General features: G+C 69.6%; 14 protein-coding genes, 2 tRNA genes and 1 pseudogene. 7 read left to right on the forward strand and 10 right to left on the reverse strand.

Annotation, left to right across the window (positions count from 1 at the left end; translation table 11 throughout):
- Positions 1 to 7 precede the first annotated feature (7 nt).
- Complete coding sequence (locus O7620_RS25940; protein WP_151490129.1) at positions 8 to 1,123, reverse strand: globin domain-containing protein; 1,116 nt, start codon at positions 1,121 to 1,123, stop codon at positions 8 to 10.
- Between the two features lie 146 nt (positions 1,124 to 1,269).
- Between O7620_RS25940 and O7620_RS25945 the strand changes: the two genes are divergently transcribed.
- The gene (locus tag O7620_RS25945; protein WP_278125669.1) at positions 1,270 to 2,040 is read left to right on the forward strand and encodes a CPBP family intramembrane glutamic endopeptidase; all 771 of its coding nucleotides are present in this window, start codon (positions 1,270 to 1,272) and stop codon (positions 2,038 to 2,040) included.
- Here the strand turns inward: O7620_RS25945 and O7620_RS25950 are convergent.
- Positions 2,001 to 3,473, reverse strand: a complete 1,473-nt coding sequence (locus O7620_RS25950) for a hypothetical protein (RefSeq protein ID WP_278125670.1) — start codon at positions 3,471 to 3,473, stop codon at positions 2,001 to 2,003. The two genes, O7620_RS25945 and O7620_RS25950, sit on opposite strands and share 40 nt — an antisense overlap.
- Before the next feature lie 145 nt (positions 3,474 to 3,618).
- On the opposite strand from O7620_RS25950, the gene O7620_RS25955 reads away from it, so the two are divergent.
- Together O7620_RS25955 and O7620_RS25960 are read left to right on the forward strand one after the other, a co-directional pair.
- Positions 3,619 to 3,709 (forward strand) — tRNA-Ser (locus tag O7620_RS25955).
- A gap of 35 nt (positions 3,710 to 3,744) precedes the next feature.
- Positions 3,745 to 3,817, forward strand: a tRNA-Arg gene (locus O7620_RS25960).
- 521 nt (positions 3,818 to 4,338) lie between these two features.
- Here O7620_RS25960 and O7620_RS25965 read toward each other — a convergent pair.
- A complete protein-coding gene (locus tag O7620_RS25965; RefSeq protein WP_278125671.1) occupies positions 4,339 to 4,995 on the reverse strand; it encodes a hypothetical protein in 657 nt (218 codons plus the stop codon).
- A 239-nt stretch (positions 4,996 to 5,234) separates the two neighbouring features.
- Between O7620_RS25965 and cutA the strand changes: the two genes are divergently transcribed.
- A complete protein-coding gene (gene cutA, locus O7620_RS25970; RefSeq protein ID WP_278125672.1) occupies positions 5,235 to 5,576 on the forward strand; it encodes a divalent-cation tolerance protein CutA in 342 nt (113 codons plus the stop codon).
- A 9-nt stretch (positions 5,577 to 5,585) separates the two neighbouring features.
- Here the strand turns inward: cutA and O7620_RS25975 are convergent, their stop codons facing one another.
- The 6 genes from O7620_RS25975 to O7620_RS26000 form a co-directional block, all read right to left on the reverse strand.
- Positions 5,586 to 6,875, reverse strand: a complete 1,290-nt coding sequence (locus O7620_RS25975) for a helix-turn-helix transcriptional regulator (protein ID WP_278125673.1) — start codon at positions 6,873 to 6,875, stop codon at positions 5,586 to 5,588.
- 103 nt (positions 6,876 to 6,978) lie between these two features.
- Positions 6,979 to 7,791, reverse strand: a complete 813-nt coding sequence (locus tag O7620_RS25980) for a carbon-nitrogen hydrolase family protein (protein WP_278125675.1) — start codon at positions 7,789 to 7,791, stop codon at positions 6,979 to 6,981.
- Positions 7,792 to 8,125: 334 nt separating this feature from the next.
- A complete protein-coding gene (locus O7620_RS25985; protein WP_278125676.1) occupies positions 8,126 to 8,485 on the reverse strand; it encodes a hypothetical protein in 360 nt (119 codons plus the stop codon).
- 98 nt (positions 8,486 to 8,583) lie between these two features.
- Positions 8,584 to 9,201, reverse strand: a complete 618-nt coding sequence (locus tag O7620_RS25990) for an AAA family ATPase (protein ID WP_278125677.1) — start codon at positions 9,199 to 9,201, stop codon at positions 8,584 to 8,586.
- Positions 9,202 to 9,212: 11 nt separating this feature from the next.
- Positions 9,213 to 11,189 carry an ABC transporter ATP-binding protein gene (locus tag O7620_RS25995; RefSeq protein WP_278125678.1) on the reverse strand — a complete coding sequence of 659 codons (1,977 nt, stop codon included), beginning with the start codon at positions 11,187 to 11,189 and terminating at the stop codon, positions 9,213 to 9,215.
- A 145-nt stretch (positions 11,190 to 11,334) separates the two neighbouring features.
- Entirely contained in the window at positions 11,335 to 11,817 is a 483-nt protein-coding gene (locus tag O7620_RS26000) for an NUDIX hydrolase (protein WP_278125679.1), read from the reverse strand.
- Between the two features lie 254 nt (positions 11,818 to 12,071).
- On the opposite strand from O7620_RS26000, the pseudogene O7620_RS32130 reads away from it, so the two are divergent.
- The 3 genes and pseudogenes from O7620_RS32130 to O7620_RS26015 all read left to right on the forward strand — a co-directional run.
- Positions 12,072 to 12,749: pseudogene (locus O7620_RS32130) on the forward strand (helix-turn-helix transcriptional regulator); the annotation flags it as partial.
- 629 nt (positions 12,750 to 13,378) lie between these two features.
- On the forward strand, positions 13,379 to 14,089 hold the full coding sequence (locus O7620_RS26010) for a 2'-5' RNA ligase family protein (protein WP_278125683.1): 711 nt from the start codon (positions 13,379 to 13,381) through the stop codon (positions 14,087 to 14,089).
- A complete protein-coding gene (locus O7620_RS26015) occupies positions 14,055 to 14,627 on the forward strand; it encodes an NUDIX domain-containing protein (protein WP_278125684.1) in 573 nt (190 codons plus the stop codon). The genes O7620_RS26010 and O7620_RS26015 overlap by 35 nt, the downstream gene beginning before the upstream one ends.
- Before the next feature lie 131 nt (positions 14,628 to 14,758).
- Here O7620_RS26015 and O7620_RS26020 read toward each other — a convergent pair whose 3' ends face one another.
- On the reverse strand, positions 14,759 to 16,150 hold the full coding sequence (locus O7620_RS26020; RefSeq protein ID WP_278125685.1) for a UDP-glucose/GDP-mannose dehydrogenase family protein: 1,392 nt from the start codon (positions 16,148 to 16,150) through the stop codon (positions 14,759 to 14,761).
- Positions 16,151 to 16,218 lie beyond the last annotated feature (68 nt).

Here is a 16,218-nt window from a genome sequence, read left to right on the forward strand (position 1 = left end):
GGAACGTCTAGAGGTCGCCGAAGGTGTCGTAGCGGATGTGCGGGGGCGGCACGTCGTCCGCGGCCAGCACCCGCAGCGTGGACCGGACCATCCGGGCTGAGCCGGAGACGTAGCAGTCGTGGGTGGTCCACGGGCCGTAGCGGGCCACCACGTCCGGAATGTCACCCACCTCGCCGTCGAAGTCCGGGTCGTCGCTGCACGCCGCCGTCACCGACAACCACGGGTGTACGGCCATCAACTCCTGCAACCCGGCCAGGCCGTACAGGTCGGCCGCCTGCCGGGCGCCGTAGAAGACGTGCACCCACCGCGTCCGGTTGTAGGAGGCCAACTCCTCCACCAGCGCCTTGATCGGCGCGAGCCCGACCCCGCCGGCCACGCAGAGGATGTCCCGTTCCGACGACCGGTCCAGGATCATCGAACCCATCGGCGCGGCCAGCCGCAGCAGGTCACCCGGCTGGACCCGGCGGACCAACGCACCGGACACCCAGCCCGCGCCCGGCGTCCGCACGTGAAACTCCAGGATGTTGTCGTCATTCGGGGCGTTCGCCACCGAGTACGTCCGCCACACCCGGGGGTGGTGCCGCGGCACCTCCAGGCTGACGTACTGCCCGGCCTCCCAGCGCAGCGGATGCTGCAACGCCCGGCAGGTCAGCACGGCCGTGTCCGGGCCGTACCGCTCGTGGGTCAGCACCTCGGCGTGCCAGAACGGCGGGTTGTCGTCGGCCGCCGCCCCGGCCATCATCTTTGCCGATATCGCCGCGTATGCGTCCCGCCACGCCTGGTCGTACTCCAGGTTCCATCCGTCGCCGGCGGTGCTGCGCAGCGCGTCCAGCAGCGCGACGCCCATCGTCGCGTAGTGCCGGTCGTCAACGTGGTACTTACGGTGGTCACGGCCCAACGCCCGAAGGAACTCGTCGAAGCTCTCCGGGTCGTCCACCGCGTGGATGGCCGTGATGATCGCTTCCAACAGGCGGTCACCCTGGCCGGTCATCTGCACCGGAAAAAGTTGACGCAGGGCGGGGTCGAGCAGGAACAGCCGGGCGTAGAAGTGCCCGCTGAGCCGGTCCCGGTCCTCCTCGACCAGGGTCCAGCTCTCCTTCAGCAGCCGCGCGACGTCATCCACGAGGGCGCTCCTTCTCCAGACGGCAGCGGATCGGGCGCCCATAGAATGTCCACGGAGAGTGTCGATCGGTCGCACAGAATGTGCGATCGGTTCACGCCGGCCGGTCGGCCCTGCCAGGGCGGCGGCCCGTCGGGCAGAGTGGTGCGGTGACCGTTGAGCTGACCCGCCCGGTGTCCCGCCGGCTCCTGGGGACCGAGACGCTGCTGGTCCTCGGCCTGTCCCTCGGCCAGTCCGCGGTCTACGCGGTGGTGTCGATCATCGCGAAGTTGACCGCCGACGGGCCGCTCTCCAAGCAGACCGCCTCGCTGAACACCTCGGCGTCGGCCCGCCCCTGGCTGGACCTGACGTACCAGCTGCTCGGCATCGTGTTCGCGCTGCTGCCGGTGCTGCTCGCCGTACACCTGCTCAGCCGTGACCCCGGCGACCCGGCGCGGACCCTCGGCCTGGACGCCCGGCGGCCCGGCCAGGACCTGGCGCGCGGCGCCGGCCTCGCCGCGCTGATCGGCCTGCCCGGGCTGGCGCTGTTCTTCGTCGCGGCCCAGCTCGGCCTCAACGCGACGCTGGTGCCGGCCGCGCTGCCGCAGGTCTGGTGGGCGGTCCCCGTGTTGATCCTCGCCGCCGTGCAGAACGCCGTGTTGGAGGAGGTGATCGTGGTCGGCTACATGGTCACCCGGCTGCGTCAGCTCCAGTGGCGGCTCGCCGCGATCATCGCGGCCAGTGCGCTGCTGCGCGGGTCGTACCACCTCTACCAGGGCTTCGGCGCGTTCGTCGGCAACGCGGTGATGGGCGTGATCTTCAGCCTCTTCTACCTGCGTACCCGGCGGGTGATGCCGCTGGTCATCGCCCACACCCTGCTCGACGTGGTGGCCTTCGTCGGCTACGCGCTGCTGCCCCGGGAGTGGTTCGACTGGCTCTGACGCGGCCGGTAGACGGCCACCGCGCGGGCCGCGAGCCGGTCCGCCGCCGCCGCGTCGCCCAGCGCCGCGGCGAGCACCGCCGCGCCCGGCAACAGCCGTGACGCCAGACGCAACGCCAGCCACCCACCGGCCTGCGCGGTGAGGGGCGCCGCCAGCCGCCAGGCGGCCTCCGCCGCCCGCGGCCACGCACCCTCGACCGGGTCGTCCGCCGCCCGAGCGGCGGCCAACGCGGCACGCGCGCTCTCCGGATCCGGGTGCACCTGGGTCAGCACTAGCAGCTCGGCGGCCCGGTCCGGATGGGCCGGATCCCTGCCGTACGCCGCCGCCAGGTGCAGCACCAGGTTCGAGTGGGTCCACAGCACCGAGGCCAACTCGGCCAACGGCGCGAAGAGCCCGGCCAGCGCGGCCGCGGCCCCGCCCGCGCCCGCCGACCGCACGAACCGCCGGGTCGCCAGCCGCGCCAGGCCGTCCGCCGACGCGCCCGGGTAGCGGGTCCGCAGCCGCTCGGCCCAGTCGGCCGCGCCGGGCCCGAGCGACTCCACCGCCGACAGCGCCAGCAGCTCCGGAGCGAAGCCCGGGTGGTCGCGCAGGCGCGCGGCCACCGCGCGCAGGTCAGATTCCGGGGTACGCGGTGAGAGCGCCCCTGGGGTGGCTGGGGACGCCGTTTCCGGGCTGGCCGTTTCCGGGCTGGCCTCTGGTGTGGGTCTTGGGGTGCGCTTCTTCGGCGCGGTGGCCTTGGGTGGGGTGGCCTTGGGTGGGGTGGCCTTGGGTGGGGTGGCCTTGGGTGAGGCGGCCTTGCGTGGGCTCGCGGCGCGCTTACGCGGGGCGGGCAGCGCTGGGGTGCTCGGAGCCGGGGGGCTCGGAGCCGGTGTGCCCTCGACCGGTGTCGGCGTGACCGGCGTCGCATCGGTCGGCGCCGGCGGCGCTGCCCTGTCGGTCGCCGTCCGGGTGGCGGTCTTGCGGGCACGGGTCGCCGGTGCCTTGGGCGTCCGGACCGCCGGCTCGACGCTCGCCGCCGCGCTCGGTCGCTCTGACTGCTCGACGCTGGCTGCCGCGCTCGGTGCCTCTGGCTGGTCGACGCTGGCTGCCGCGCTCGGTGCCTCTGGCTGGTCGACGCTGGCTGCCGCGCTCGACTGGCCCGGTTCGCTCGGCTGGTCGGCGCTCGGTGCCGTGCTCGGCTCGTCGGCGTCGGTGCCTGTCGCCCTGGCCGGCGGACGGCTCGGCTGTCGGGGCAGCGGCCGGTCCGGCTCCGGTGGCTGGAAGAGCACCGGCGGCGCGGCCTTGGCCCGCCGTGGGCGCGGGCTGGCCGGAGCCGCCGGAGGTGTCGCCTGCTCGGCTGCCGTCGGCGGTGTGAAGGTGGCCCGCGCCGAGCGCTTACGCGCTCGGTCAGCAGGCTCTCGGCGGGTCGGCTCGCTCGGCGGCTGCTCCTGCATATCGATGGAGCGTAGTCCCGATCACGTCGCCGCACAGCGCCGAAACACGGTGCCCGGCCGCCCCGGTCGGCGTACCCCGGAAGTCGTTTTGCCCCCGGTGGGTGACGACCTGTATCCTCGGGCGCGGTGGTCTGCGGGCCACCAGGGAGACTTCGCCTAGTCTGGTCTATGGCGCCGCACTGCTAATGCGGTTGGGGTCTTAAAGCCCCTCCCGGGTTCGAATCCCGGAGTCTCCGCGCGAAAGCCGGGTGTGTACACTGGCTGAGCACGAGCGCCCGTAGCTCAATGGATAGAGCATCTGACTACGGATCAGAAGGTTAGGGGTTCGAGTCCCTTCGGGCGCACAAGCGATCAAGGCCGTGACCTGCTAGAACAGGGGTCACGGCCTTTTTCTTTCCCATTTTGTGGCCGCCGGTCCCGTATGCTGGGACGCTGGTGCTCCGTTGGTGCTCATCTGTTTCGGCGGTGGTTTGTGCTGGGCCGCGTCTGAACTGTCGGTGGGTGTGCAATGCGTGCTGAGTGGTCCGAGAGTGCCGATGGATCGGGTGAGTGTCCGGGCGCGTGAGGCGGGTTGGAGCGCTGCTGATTCGAGGGCGGTCGGGGCCGTTGGCTGGGATCACGATGGGCGGTGCGTCGGGAGGGCTCGGCGATGGTGCTAGCGACGTCGGCGAGCCTGTTGCAACCCGGTCGCGGTCTGACCTGGGCGCGTTGCCGTCGCCGTGCCGCAGCGGGCATGTGTCGGTGGGATCGCAAAGGAAGGCGAGTGAGCAGCGGCGTGATCGCTCGGGGATGGCCGGCGAAGCCGCGACGCCGGAGTGATCGCCGGACGCGCGTCGCGGGGCCCGACGCCCGGGAGTGCTGATTCCTAAGGCGTGAGCGCGTACGGGGGTGGAGGAGGGTTCGCGCTGACGCCGGTGCGCGGTGGCTCCGGCCAGTCGGGGACGAGCGTGGTGTCGTTGGTCAGTTCCAGCGCGGTGATCGTCGCCAGGTCCTGTGTCGCCTGCACGAAGCCCTCGACCCACATCAGTGTGATGGAGGTCTTGCCGTCCTTGCGGTCGTACAGCGTGCCGGACGTGTTCGGTGCGGGGTGGGGGTCGTCGCCGTGGGCGAGTCGGTTGCGGACTGCCTTGGCGTCGCGGAGGTAGTCACCCAGCCGTTGGGTCTGGATGGTGGTCCAGAGCCACCGCCCGCCACGGCCGGGTAGGGGCTGTGTTCGCACACGGGCCTGCCACTGGCGGGTCACGTTCGGGATCTGCAGGTGCTGGGCGATCCGCTCCCGTATCCGGTCCATGGTCGCTGGTGTGCCCTGGCGGGGGCCCCCGTGTGCCCCGATCAACTCGTTGAAGAACATCTCGAATGGCCCGTATGCGTGGAGGAAGGAGCCATACCTCATGCTGCGATAGCGAGGATTTCGCTTCGCCTCGTCCTTGTTGGCGCGGTGGATGTTGATGAAGTCCACCGGGGTTGCCAGCCGCGTCGCCAGGTTGGCCAGTGCCTGCTGAACCGCTGCCGTGTCCACCACGGCCGCGAGCGTACTGGCGGACGCCGAGTCCGGCAGCCCCAAACGCACGTACCGTGGCGGGACGACTTTGGCCGGATGAGTTACTAGGGCCCGGTCCTACTGTGCCCGGGCACGCCGGTGCCGCTGGGCGATAGCCGATCGCCCGCCGAGGAGCGAGCGCGGTGAAGGCGTTGTCAGAGCAAGCCCTCGCAAGAGATCCCATCCTGACTTGCGGTGTCTGGATGCGTAGTGTCAGTTTCATGAGCGAGGTGCTGTACGTGTACACGGCGGCCGGGAGTCGGGAGATCGCACGGCGGTTGATGCAGGGCGCGGTGCGGGAGCGGCTGGCCGCTGGCGGTCAGGTTGCGGGGCCGGTCGAGTCGGCCTTTTGGCATGAAGGGTCGTTCGGCACCGGCGAGGAGTGGCAGGTGCTGCTCAGGTCCAGCGTCGGAGCATATTCGCGATTGGAGAGTTACCTTAAGGATCATCATGAGTGGTCCAACCCCGAGATCGTCGCGATTCCGGTAGCCGCTGGCTCTCCGTCCTACCTGCAGTGGGTGGGCAGCGTCACGGATTCCGCTGACGGCCAAGATTGCCGATGACGGACCTGGCTATGCGAGTACCGCTGCGACCGCAGCGACTTGCCGGTAGGGAGTGAGGCGTTCCCGGACGGCGTCGATGCGAGCGGCGGGTCGTGGGGAGGCGATCCCGTCGCACAGCCGCTTCGACTGGATCAGGACCTCGGCGGCTTGTTCGCATTCTCCTGCGTCGAGGTAGGCGTCAGCGAGCCAGGTGGAGTAGAGGGCTTTGTCCCGTGCGTACGTGTCATCGAACCGGCGCAGGGTTTCTTCCAGCTCTGGTAAGGCACGCAGTGGCCGGCGCAGTTCGGACCAGACGCGACCAGTCATGATCCGAATCTCGTCGCGGTCGACCCATGTTGCCCAGTCGGGTGCGGGCCCGGAGGTGGGCTGGTCGAGAGCATCTTGTGCCGCATCGAGAGCGTGACCAGCCTGCCGCTCGAGGCCAGCGACGGCGTAGGTGAACGCCAGGCGCTCAAGCAGCAGTGCCCGGACGACGGGGCTGTGTCCTGCGTTTGCAGGCAGCTGCGATGCTTCAGCAGCGGCGACGTCAGGTTGGGCGAGGCTCGCACGTTGATAGGCCAGGAGGGCCAGTGCGTTGGCGGCCAAGAGTTGGTTGCTGGTTTCCAAGGCGATCGATCGGCTCCTGGCAAACAGAGTGGCCGCGTGGTGCGTGCTCCCTGCGTCGAAGGCTGCCCAGCCCGCGAGTTGGGTTTGTTCGGCCAGCAGAGACAGCATCGCATTGCCGGTTGCTTCGCCGAAGATGCCCGTGCGGACCAAGGTGATGGTCCTGTGGATTTCGCTTTCGTAGAGCGGCAGGGTGTCGGCGCCGCCGAGGTAGTTGTCGAGTCGCCGTAGCCGTGCTGTGCGGCTGGCGAGCTCTGCGACATCCTCAAGTCCGATGCGACGCCTTGGGCTGGAAGGTGCGGCAATGGCACCAGAGGATGCGATCGCCGCGATGGCGGTGAGGAGATCTCGACGATGCATGTCTGGCTCCTGCGAGGGCTCGATGTCGAAGTGCCCAGCTGACGTTGCTCCACGGGCAGGCTCCACTCGATCGGCACGATGGGACGCATGCCGGAGCGTTTGAAGCCGATCGTAGGCTGCTGTCAGTTGCCCGTCCGCTGCAAGGAACTGATCGCAGCGCTCCCAGAAGGTCCTTGGCGCCTGCTGGCGGCCGACCTCAACATTCGCGATAGTGCTGCGTCCGTAGTTGACTCTCGGAGCAAGCGAGTGTTGGGTGTGGCCGGCCGCTTTGCGGAACCCGGCCAGTTGCTGTCCGAGCGCTCGCCAGGCGTCGCTCACCTCGCGTGGGTCCGCCATCGCCGTCTCCTAGATCACCGCGCCATTGGCCAGTGTGAAGGGAGGTAGAACATGAGTCAGAGGCATAAATCGATGCAGCAGTCACCCTACCGTGCAGACCTGGCTACGCGGGGTTGTCTATACGTCGTCGTTGATAGATAGTTCCGTCGCGGGCGGTGGCCCGCCAGGGCCGGGCGGCGTGCAGGGCGATACGCAGCTCTGGGGCGTTGCGGTTGAGGGTGACGCGCGCGAGGTCGGTGCTGCCGTCGGTGGCACATCGGGTGAGCCAGGCGCCGTGAGGGCCGATGACCCCGGCGGGCATGGCGGTGCTGCATTGGGCGGGGACGGAGACGCTGATCCACTGGTTCGTGGTGGCGGCGTGTCCGCGGGCGATCACGTCGGAGATCGGGTCGTGGGAAAAGGTGGAGAACAGGACGCAGTCGACGCCTCGGTGGAGGTAGTCGAGGAAAACCTCTGGGAAGTTGATCTCGATGCAGAGCGCGAGACCGAAGCGGTAGCCGTCGACGTCGATGGTGACGGGGGCGAAACCGGGGCTGTAGAAGCCAGTGATCTCCGTGTGTGACAGGTAGCGCTTGTCGTAGCGGTTGACGATGTCGCCTCGGTCGGAGATCACGTAGAGGCTGTTGTGGGGGCGGTTTCCGCCGGTGAGATGGTGGTTGCTGCCGAGGACGACCCATAGGCCGAGCTGGGCGGCGAGGGCCCTGATGGCGGCCAACTCCCGCCGCACGGGTACCCAGTCGATGTCCCAGCCGGTGTAGTGCTGCTTGTCCTGCCCGGCGTAGCCGGACAGGGCGCCTTCGGGGAAGTGCACCAGCCGGGCCCCGTGATCGTGGGCGCGGCGCATCAGGTCACGGATCTGGGCGCCGTTCATGGCCGGGTCGCAGGTCACCGGCGGCTGCGCGGCGGCGATCGTCAAGGTCTCAGCTTGAGTGGTCTCGGTCGTTGTCTGTGCAGTGCTGATCACGATGTCCTATCTGTGAGAGGCCTTGGGCCGCGACGGGTCCAGTAGGAGGGCTTAGATCGGTCTGGTCGAAGCACCCGCCGTCCAGGTCGTGAGCCAGGGTCGGAGCCATTTGCCCTGTCAGCCGATGAGATTGTGGACAACTCCTGGGTCGAACCCTCCGTCCTGCATCCCGCGCTGCGGCTGACGGTCAGCGTGGGCACCAGCTGTGTGCCGATCCGCGCCAGACATCGCAGGCCATCGCTGCGTCTGAAGCCTTCGGCGGTCGCGCGGTCGGTACGCCAGGCGGTCACGGTCGTTCTATCGGCTGAGGGTGGTGGAGGTGCAGGTGTTGGGCGAGGTAGTCGCCTATCGATGTCGCGTGCGGAAGGTCTGGATCGTTGGTGGCGCCGGCGGGTACGTAGCGGGTGTGGCGCAGCTCGTCGACGAACACGACCGCGGGGGTCCCGCCGCGCAGACCGGTAGTGATCGCCGTGGAGAGGGCGTCGGTTAGTCCGGCCAGGGTGGAGCCGTGCTTGCCCACTCTCAGGTCGACGTGGGTGAGGGCGCCGCTGGCTGCTGCGGCTGTCATCAGGTGTCCGGGGACACCGTCGATCATGAATTGGCTGGTGACGCCGGCCGCGCGTCGAGGCACGGTCGTTTCGCTCATAGTGGTCGTAATCCTCTCTGGTGGACATCCGCCTTTACGCGATGTCCGGTGGCTCTTTCGTGTCAGGGGTTCGGGGCAGCGTGTGCGGGCGCGCTTGGTCAGCTGGTGGTCGCAGCGGTGGGAGGGGTGTCGGCCTTGCGGGCGCAGTGTCGGCAGCGTCGTGGGCAGGGCGTTTGTGGTGTGGCGCTGATGAGGCCGCTGGCCTGCAGGATCGTGGTTACCGTCTGCTCGAGGGTGTGGGGTTCGGGGATGATGGTTTCGCCGGGGACGTTGAGTAGGTCTCGGTGCGTGTACCAGCGGCGCATCTCGTCCGGGGTGACGGGGATGGGTTTGTCTCGGTTGAGGTGGCGGCGGATGGTCTCGTCGATGGAGACGTCCAGGTAGAACGCGGAGGCCGGACCGGGGTGGTTGTCGATGAGCTGGTGCAGCACGGTGGCGTAGCGCTCGGTGTGCAGGATGCCTTCGAGGATGACGTGGTAGCCCAGCTCGAGGGCGGTGCGGGCGGTCGCGGTGATAAACGTCGGGGCTACCGGGTCGATGTGGGTGCTGTCGTGTTCGCGCAGCAGGATTCTGCGGAGGTAGTCCTGCTCCAGCAGCGCGGCCCCGCGTCCGTAGCGGCGTCGGACCTCGCGGGCGGCCGTGGTCTTCCCGCTGCCGGAGTTGCCGCGAATGATCACCAGCGTTGGCGCGAGGCCGTTAGCGTGCGGACTGTTCATCTGGTGGTCCTTCAGGCGGAGGCGGGTTGGCGGGGCAAGGCGGGAGTGTGCGCGGTGGTGGTGTCGTAGCCGGCGGCTTGGAGGGTGAACAGTTCGGCGTACCGCCCGTCGGCGTCCATGAGCTGGTCGTGGGTGCCGGTTTCGACGAGGCGGCCGTGGTGCAGGACGTGGATGCGGTCGGCGTGGCGGACGTTGGCGAGCCGGTGGGTGATCAGGATGGTGATGCCAGTGCCCTGCCGGTCGCGGATGGCCTGGAAGAGGGCGTCCTCGGCGCGGGGGTCGAGGGCGGAGGACGGCTCGTCCATGATGAGCACGTCGGCGTCTCTCAGGAAACCGCGAGCCGCGGTAATGCGTTGCCACTGACCGCCGGAGAGGTCCTGGCCACCGGCGAAGGTCCGGTCGAGCAGCGTCTCGTACCCGTGCGGCAGATCGGTGATCATGTCGTGGGCGACGGCGCGGGCGGCGGCGGCCTCGATGTGGTCCTGCTCGGTCGTGGTGGTGATGTCGCCGATGGCAATGTTGGTGGCGGCGGTGAACGGCCACTTGTGGTACTCCTGCGTGACGACGCCGATCCGGGCCCGGAGGGCGTCGGTGCCCCAGTCCTCGCCGGGCCGCCCGTTGTAGGCGATGATGCCGCTGGTGGGGGTGCGGAGGGTGGCGATCATGGCGGCGAGGGTGGACTTGCCGGAGCCGTTCTCCCCGACGAACGCCACGGTCTGCCCGGCGGAGATGGTGAGGGTGACCTGGTCGACGGCCGGGGTGTCGCGGTCGGGGTAGCGCAGGCTCACCGCGTCGACGGTGACCTCGCGTAGCCGCTCCGGTGCCGACGCTCCGGTGGGCCCGCTGGTCGGCGGCGGCGGCAGGTAGTCGGCGGCGCGGGCCATGAAGCCGGTGTAGTCGCGGAAGTGCTGCCCCTCGGTGTAGACGCGGTCGACCTGGAACGTCACCACGGCAAGCGAGCGTTGCGCGGACTGGACGGCGATCACGCAGGTAGCGGCGGCGGCGAGCGGGATCTGACCGTCGACGAGCAGCAGGCCGAGCAGGACGTAGACCACGGCGGTGGCGATCCCGCCGATCATCGCGCCGACGGTGGTGGTCGTGGTGACCCGGCGGGCCAGGGCGAGTTGGATCCGGGTCTCGACGTTCATGACCCGGTCGTACTGGTCGAGCAGGAAGTCGCGCAGCCCGTAGGAGCGCAGTTCGGGGGCGGAGTCGCGCTCGGCCATCAGCCGGTGCAGCAGCCACAACCGGCGGCGGCGCACCGACCCGGCGGCGTACGTCTGGTAGCGCAGGTGCCCGGCCCGCAGCGCCGCCCACCCGTTCGGCACGGTCGCCACCAGCAGGGCGATCAGCAGCAGCGGGTGGACCACCACCACGGCGACCGCGACGGCGATGACGCCGGCCAGGCCGGCGAGCAGGTTCATCGAGGACTGGACCAGGGAGGTGGTGGAGTTGGCGCCGCGCGAGGCGCGTTCCATGTCGTCGGCGAAGGCGTCGGCGTCGAACGCCTCCAACCGTACGGCGGTGGTCACCTCGAACAGGCCCCGTTCGACCTCCCGGTCGACCTTCGGGGTGAGGCCGTTCTGCGCGTACCCCATGGCGGTGGCCATGCCGGCGCGCAGCGCGGTGGCCGCCGCGAGCGCGGCCAGGGCGGGCAGCGCCGCGACCACCTTGTCGGCGGTCGGCCCGCCGGCGAAGAGCTCCACCAGCACCCGCTGCGCCGCGAGGAGCCCGAACGCGGACATCACCCCCGCAACCACCGTCGTCGCCGCCACCACCGACGTGCGCGCCCGGTCGGCGCGCCAACTCACGACGAGCGCGGCCCAGACCAGGCGGGGCAGTTCGGAGAAGACGGCGAACAGGCCGGCTTGCGCTCGCGCCCGCACGCCGGTCTCCCACCACACCTCCCGCAGCTCCGGCAGCACCAAATCCCGCTGCGGTGGTGCGGCAGGGGCGGGCGTGCGGTCGGGGTGGTCGGTTTTCGGCATGGCGGTACCTCCCGAAGGTGAGCACGGTGGGCGGCGGTGGTGTCTCGATGCGAACGGCGGAAGCGGAGGTGTCCCGTTGGCGTTCCCGGCTGGCGCACCCGACGCTTCGCCCTTCCGGGAGGCGTCCCGGTCGGTGGGCCTACGGTCAGGTGACTCGGACGCCGTCTTCGAGGTAGTAGCTGCACCCGTCCGCACGGGCGTTCAGCGCCTCGGTGATCCGGCGGGTCAGCAACGGCGGTAGCCGCTGGGCGGCCTCTGGCGGGTCGGAGAAGGCCCAGCCCTTCAACTCGCCGGGCGGCACCACGATCCGTTCGTGCACGCGGGGTTCGAGGGTGCCGCCGTCGAAGACGACCATGACACCCTCGGCGCGCCCGGCGCGGGCCGGCACCCAGTCCACCACCAGCAACCGACCCGGTGCCAGGTCAAGGCCGAGTTCCTCCCGGCACTCCCGGATCGCAGCCTGGTACGGCGACTCGTCAGCCTCAACGCACCCGCCAGGAATCTCCCAGCTCGCCTTGTAGACCGGCTCGACCAGCAAAACCCGCTCATCAGCGTCGGTGATCAACAGTCCGGCGGCCATCCGCTTGCGGGGCATGCCAGCGGTGACGTCGCGGCGTTCGGAGGGCATGCAGGGACCGTAGGACGCCGGCCGGCCGACACGCCCGCAGCGCCGTGCGCCGACATTGTCGGCAGATGCCGACACAACTCCGACACCACATCCACCCCGTCCGCGCCACGGCCCCCGCCGTGGCAGCCAGCGCCGTGATCTGGACATTCATCACCCGCAGGCAACCGCAGAAGGGAGTTTCCAGGGTGCAAAAGTGTCACCGGGAGCAGCTACGGTGTCGGCTCATCGTGACTGCGGCACCGGGGGTGGCAGCGATGGTCGACCACGACGAGATTGCCGCCGCTCGCCGCGCGCTCGGCCGCCACCTCGCCCACCTGCGGAAGGACGCCGGCCACACCCAGCACGGGTTGGCCCGGCTCGTGCAGTACGGGCGCAGTTCGGTGGCGAACACCGAGACCGGACGCCAACATCCCGAGCGGTCCTTCTGGTCCCGCTGCGACGCGGTGTTGCGCACCGGTGGCGTGCTGACCGCCGAGTACGACCGCATCGCCGACCTGGACCACCAACACCGCCACCGCCCGGCGCCCGGACCCGCTGGCCCCGGCTCTGCCACCGACGCGGGAGCCGTGTGGTGGGAGCACGAGGAGCGCATCACCGCCCGCCGGTCCGCGCTGACCGTGACGTCCGATGACGACGCACGGCTGACGCACCTGGAGCACGAAGTACGGCAGGCGATCGGTGACAACGAACGGCTCCCGCCGGCCACGCTCGTGGCCCGGCTGCGTCCGCTGCGGGTCAGCGTCGACCAGCTGATGGCGGCCCGGCAGCACCCGCCGCAACGCGCCCGGCTCTACTCCGCCGCCACCCACCTGTCCGGGCTCCTCGCCGCCCTCGCCCTGGACCTGCGAGCCTTCCCGGTCGCGCACGCCTACGCCGCCGAAGCCTTCGACCTCGCCCACGCCGCTGAGCAACCCGACACGCAGGCCTGGGCCCGCGCCACCCAAAGCCTGGTCGCCTACTACACCGGCAAGCACCGCGACGCGCTCGCCTACGCCGAAGACGGCTTACGCCACGCTGGCGCCGGCCCGCACCTCATCCGCCTCACGATCAACGGGCAGGCCCGGGCGCTCGCCCACCTCGGCGACCGCCGGGGTGTCCGCCAGGCCGTGGACCGTACGTTCGCCCTGCTGCCCGAACAGCCGGCGGACGGGCAGGTCAGCACCAGCCTCACCCTCGGCCCGTACTGCCCGACCCGGGCCGCCGCCAACGCGGCGACGGCCTACCTGGTCCTCGGCGACACCACCGGCGTCGTCGACCAGCTCACCGCCGCTGTCGCGGCGTTCGACGCGGCGCAGCTGCGCGGTCCGCAGGCGCTCAGCCGCCTCGATCTGGCCACGGCCCACGCGCGGGCGGGCGACCTCGACCACGCCGCTGGGCTGGCGCTGGAAGCACTCAGCCTCACCGCCGAGTACCGCTTCGAATCGGTCTACCAACGCACTCGTCAATTCCTTGCCGCCGCCCACCCCTTCGGCCGTCACTCGCGACTACAGGATGTCGCGGACCTGTTCACCGAATTGACGCGTCCCGGCAGCCCGCCGCCACCGGGCCTACGATCGCCGACATGAGCAGCCGGGAATTGGCCAGCTTGCGGCAGCGGTGGACCGCCTACCGGGACTTGGCCGCATTCACCGAGCACTGGTACTGGCGTCCCGGCTGGCGCGCCGGCCGACACTTCTACACCTGGCACCTCACCTTCCAGGAACAGCCCGACCTCCACCGCCTCGTCACCGACCTTCAACACGAGCTCCAGTTCCCCGGACTGGACCTGGTGCCGATCGACGGCCTGCACCTGACCATGCAGGGCCTCGGCTTCACCGACGAGGTGCCCGACGGCGACATCGAAGCGATCGTCACCGAAGCCCGGCAACGGTGCGCTGGCCTGCCGCCGCTGGACCTGTCCCTCGGCCCAGTCGACCCCGACGCCGAAGGCATCGGCCTGCTCGTCCGACCCTGGAGCCCCGTCGAACGGGTCCGCGCCGCGATCCGGGCCGCGATCGCCGCCGTGTGGCCAACCGTCCCCGAACCAGCTGACGGGTTCCGGCCCCACGTCACGATCGCCTACAGCGGCGCGCCCGCACCCACCGCCCCCATCCGCGCCCGGCTGGCCGAGCTGCGGAACCTGCCGGCAGTGACAGCGACGATCAGCGAGGTGTCACTGATCGCCCTGCACCGGGAACACCGCACCTACCGATGGTCGACGCAGGCAACAGCGCCCCTGAGCGGACGAGGCCCCCGACATGCTGAAGCGCAGGCAGCTCGTGGCGATCAGTGATTTGGACATCTCAAGGGAGCTTTTGGCCTACCTCGAGTGCTATTCGGACGACGCCGTGTCGCTGTCCGAGCCCGTGAAGCTGCTGGCTGAGGAAGAGGGTTTCGCTTCCCGGCGAAACTTCTCGATGCATGTAACTGTCGGTGCTCTCCTGGTCCGCGGCGGCACCGAAGTGCTGCTCGTCGATCACCTGGCCTACGAGATCCCCCTGCAGCCGGGAGGACACCTTGAGCCGACCGACTCCACGTTGATCAGCGCGGCGGTGCGTGAGCTGGTAGAGGAAACCGGTGTTGATCCCAGCGGACTCGTCCCAGCATCGCAGATGCCGGTCTACGTCGAATACGGCAGAGTTCCGGCGCGGCCGGCGAAGGACGAGCCGGAACACTTCCATCTCGACTTCGGCTACTCGTTCTTGACGACGCAGGCGGACGTGGGGCGTATCCAAGAATCGGAGGTGGGAGGTGCGACGTGGTATCCCCTCTCCGTGGCTGAGCGGCTTGTCGGCCCTCGCATCGGTCGGGCGATGACCGCATTGACATGAAGCGGATGACGGCCCAGCGGCCGTCACGTTTACTCATCGCCGCTCATGCTGAGGCCGGCGGTTGCCCGACCGCGACAGGCAGACCGCCGGCAGAGTCGTACTCCGTCAACTTTGCCAATAGGCCAGGACAATCAGGTCTGGGAGCGCGGGGGGATGGCGGGTGCGGTCATGGTCAGGTATCGGTAGCCGATTTCGGTGAGCCTGTCGGCGTCGAGGCAGTGTCGCCCGTCGAGGACCAGCGGTGAGCGCATGGTGGGGGCGAACTTGGCCCAGTCGAGGTCGCGGTAGTGCGACCACTCGGTGGCGACCACGATGGCGTCGGCGTCGTCGAACACGTCTTCGACGCGATCGGCGAGGTGCTCGGCCAGGGTGGGCTGTTCGCGGCGGAAGCGATCAGCGGCGACGGGGTCGTGCAGGGTGATCCGGGCACCGCGCTCGAGGAGCAGATTCGCGATGTCGATAGCTGGTGAGTCACGCAGGTCGTCGGTGTCCGGCTTGAACGCGAGGCCGAGGATGCCGATCTTGCGGCCCTTGATGATGTGGAGTTCGTCGAGGAGCCGGTCGACGACCTTGGTGCGCTGACGGTGGTTGACGTCGCGGGCGGCGGTGACGATCGGCATGGCGAGGTGGTACTCGCTGGCGGTGGCGATGAGCGCTGCGGTGTCCTTGCCGAAGCAGGATCCGCCCCAGCCGATGCCGGGGTTCAGGAAGCGGGGGCCGATGCGGGCGTCCAGGCCGGTGCCGCGGGCGACTTCGCGGACGTCGGCGCCGACCTTGCCGGCGATCGCGGCGATCTCGTTGATATAGCTGATCTTGAGGGCGAGGAAGGCGTTGGCCGCGTACTTGATCAGCTCGGCCGAGGCCAGGTCGGTGGAGACCAGCGGCACGGCGCTCATGCCGGCGGGGCGGGGCAGCACGGTGGGCGGGGTGAAGGACTGGTTGAGAATGGGTCGGTAGAGCTGGTTGAGGAGATCCAGGCTCTTCTGGTTGTCGGAGCCGATGACGATGCGGTCCGGGTAGAGGGTGTCGGCGAGCGCGGTGCCCTCGCGGAGGAACTCGGGGTTCGAGGCGACGGCGAATCGACCGTCGGGGCGGTGGCCGTGGTGGCGTTCGTAGGCCTCGCGCAGGATCGCGTCGACCCAGTTGCCGGAGCCGATCGGGACGGTGCTCTTGTTGACCACGACGGTGAAGTCGCCACGCAGGTGTTGGGCGACGCTCTCGGCGGCGGATCGCAGGTACTGCAGGTCGGGGTTGCCGTTGTCGAGTTGCGGGGTCTGCACGGCGATGAACACGACGTCGGCGTCGGGTACGCCGACGGCGTATTCGGTGGTGAAGGTCAGGTGGGAGGACGCCTGCTCGAGGAGCGCTTCCAGATGTGGCTCGTAGATCGGGCAGTGGCCGCCGCGAAGGGTGTCGATCTTCTGCTTGTCGAGGTCGATGCAGGTGGTGTCGTGGCCCAGGAAGGCCAGGCTGACGCTGGTGGTGAGACCGACGTATCCGGTGCCGACAACACAGACCTTCATTGAGCGTTTCCTCTCGCCATGAACGATACCGACGCGTGGTGATCCGGATCCAAAAGTGTCGCTGACCA

The sequence above is a fragment of the Micromonospora sp. WMMD710 genome (assembly GCF_029626045.1).
Classification (GTDB): domain Bacteria; phylum Actinomycetota; class Actinomycetes; order Mycobacteriales; family Micromonosporaceae; genus Micromonospora.

Coding starts and splice junctions, on each gene's coding strand:
- cutA (WP_278125672.1), top strand. CDS start 5,235: ATGAGCGAGGTGCTGTACGTGTACACGGCGGCCGGGAGTCGGGAGATC.
- O7620_RS26010 (WP_278125683.1), top strand. CDS start 13,379: ATGAGCAGCCGGGAATTGGCCAGCTTGCGGCAGCGGTGGACCGCCTAC.
- O7620_RS25985 (WP_278125676.1), bottom strand. CDS start 8,485: ATGAGCGAAACGACCGTGCCTCGACGCGCGGCCGGCGTCACCAGCCAA.
- O7620_RS25995 (WP_278125678.1), bottom strand. CDS start 11,189: ATGCCGAAAACCGACCACCCCGACCGCACGCCCGCCCCTGCCGCACCA.
- O7620_RS26015 (WP_278125684.1), top strand. CDS start 14,055: ATGCTGAAGCGCAGGCAGCTCGTGGCGATCAGTGATTTGGACATCTCA.
- O7620_RS25950 (WP_278125670.1), bottom strand. CDS start 3,473: ATGCAGGAGCAGCCGCCGAGCGAGCCGACCCGCCGAGAGCCTGCTGAC.
- O7620_RS26020 (WP_278125685.1), bottom strand. CDS start 16,150: ATGAAGGTCTGTGTTGTCGGCACCGGATACGTCGGTCTCACCACCAGC.
- O7620_RS25990 (WP_278125677.1), bottom strand. CDS start 9,201: ATGAACAGTCCGCACGCTAACGGCCTCGCGCCAACGCTGGTGATCATT.
- O7620_RS25975 (WP_278125673.1), bottom strand. CDS start 6,875: ATGGCGGACCCACGCGAGGTGAGCGACGCCTGGCGAGCGCTCGGACAG.
- O7620_RS26000 (WP_278125679.1), bottom strand. CDS start 11,817: ATGCCCTCCGAACGCCGCGACGTCACCGCTGGCATGCCCCGCAAGCGG.